At 41.7% G+C, this 254-nt stretch carries 1 protein-coding gene; it reads right to left on the bottom strand.

The genetic code is table 11. From position 1 onward, the window contains the following. Positions 1 to 18 precede the first annotated feature (18 nt). The coding region (locus AAEZ02_RS23015; RefSeq protein ID WP_351125468.1) for a hypothetical protein at positions 19 to 254 on the bottom strand (236 nt) is incomplete at its 5' end.

Below are 254 nucleotides of genomic sequence, written 5' to 3' on the forward strand. Positions count from 1 at the left end.
CCGCTGGGCTTTTTTACGCTACTTTTTTAATATCACGTGCTTATAAATGAGCAACATGGCGCAAAAGCCAAAAAAGAAGCCACTGAGTAAATTAAGCAATGCGGCAATTGTCGCAAGCGGTGTAAAAAGCACTAACAGTAATGGCATACTCACCCCTAAAATGAAAAATACGCCCCCTTTACCTAACCAATAGGCAAGTAAAATGGCGGCACATACCATACCGCCCAACACAGCGTAGCCTAATGTAATTATAT

The organism is Shewanella sp. T24-MNA-CIBAN-0130 (genome assembly GCF_040310185.1).
Lineage (GTDB): Bacteria > Pseudomonadota > Gammaproteobacteria > Enterobacterales > Shewanellaceae > Shewanella > Shewanella psychromarinicola.